At 70.3% G+C, this 1,352-nt stretch carries 2 protein-coding genes; both read right to left on the bottom strand.

Features of this window, described 5'->3' with window-relative positions:
- A partial coding sequence (locus tag IE244_RS41490; RefSeq protein WP_191878761.1) for an IS481 family transposase occupies window positions 1-949 on the bottom strand: 949 nt, incomplete at its 3' end.
- Window positions 950-1,058: 109 nt separating this feature from the next.
- On the bottom strand, window positions 1,059-1,352 hold a 294-nt coding region (locus IE244_RS41485; protein WP_191878760.1), incomplete at its 5' end, for a nitroreductase family protein.

Raw genomic sequence — 1,352 nt, 5'->3', positions numbered from 1 at the left:
TGTGTTGTCCGGACAGGTTGGTGACGCGGCTGGCGGGTGTTTGGCCTTGGATGCCGGTGTGGGGTCGGTGGTGGTTGTACCAGTCGATCCAGTCGGTGAACGCGTTCTGTCGTTCCTGGTCTGAGGTGTAGGGCCGGTGGTAGGCCCATTCCTCGAGCAGGGTCCGGTGGAAGCGTTCGACCTTGCCGTTGGTCTGCGGGCGCCAGGGCCTGGTCCATCGTGGCTGGATGCCGAGGTCCCGGCAGGTGTGGCGCCAGGTGTTCTTGGTGTAGGCCCAGGCGTTGTCGGTCAGGACGCGTTCGACGGTAATGCCCAGGGAGGCGAACCAGGCGGTTGCCCGTCGCAGGAAGGCCGCGCAGGTCGGGGCGGTCTCGTCGGGCAGGTCTTCGGTGTAGGCGAGGCGGGTGTGGTCGTCGAGGGCGGTGTGGAGGTAGGCCCAGCCGGTGCCGGTCTTGTTGCGGCGGCCTTCGGCTCTGCCGAGGGTTTTGTGGCCGCCGCCGTCGGGGATCCGGCCGAGTTTCTTGACGTCGACGTGGATCAGTTCGCCGGGCCGCTCGCGTTCGTAGCGGCGGATGGGCTCGCCGGTGGCCCGGTCCAGGGCCGCGAGGGGCGGCTGTCCGTGGCGGGTCAGGATGCGGTGGGCGGTGGAGGGCGCGATCTGGCATCGGGCGGCCAGCCGCAGCGGGCCGATGCGGTGTTCACGCCGTAGGCGCAGGACCTGTTCCTCCACCTCGGCCGGCGTCCTTGCTGGCTGGTGGTGGGGGCGGCTGGTGCGGTCACTCATTCCGGCGATGCCGAGCTGTCGGTAGCGGCTGGCCCAGCGGGCGGCGGTGGTGTGGCTGACCTGAAAGCGTTCTGCGGCTCGGCGTACGGGCCAGCCGTCGTCCACGACACAGCGTGCCAGTCGCAGTCGTCCGGTCTCGGTCAGCGGGGCATTACGGTGGACCACGAGGGCCTCCTCGGAACGATGTAGATGTCGCAATCCACACCGAACCCGGAGGCCCTCACCCATTTCAAGAACCCAGCACGCGTGTCACCAACGTCCCGGGACAACACACCTAGCGGACCTCGACGAACGCGTCCGCGGCCCGCCCCGGCCGCGGCGCCGGGGCCGCGGCCGGGTGGCCGACGGCCACCGCGCCCATCGGGTCCCAGTCCTGCGGCAGCGCGAGCACCTTGCGCACCACGTCCCGGCAGAACATCGTCGAGGACACCCACGCCGAACCGAGCCGCTCACCGGCCAGCGCCACCAGGAAGTTCTGCACGCCGGCGCCCATCGCGACGACGAACATCTCCCGTTCGGCCGCGTCCCGCCGCGCGTGCCCGTAGTGGTGCGCGCCGTCCGTCACCAT

The sequence above is a fragment of the Streptomyces filipinensis genome, from assembly GCF_014649495.1.
GTDB classification, from domain to species: domain Bacteria; phylum Actinomycetota; class Actinomycetes; order Streptomycetales; family Streptomycetaceae; genus Streptomyces; species Streptomyces filipinensis.
Note: the sequence above shows the minus strand (reverse complement) of the source record. Positions and strands in the feature narration are given on the sequence as shown.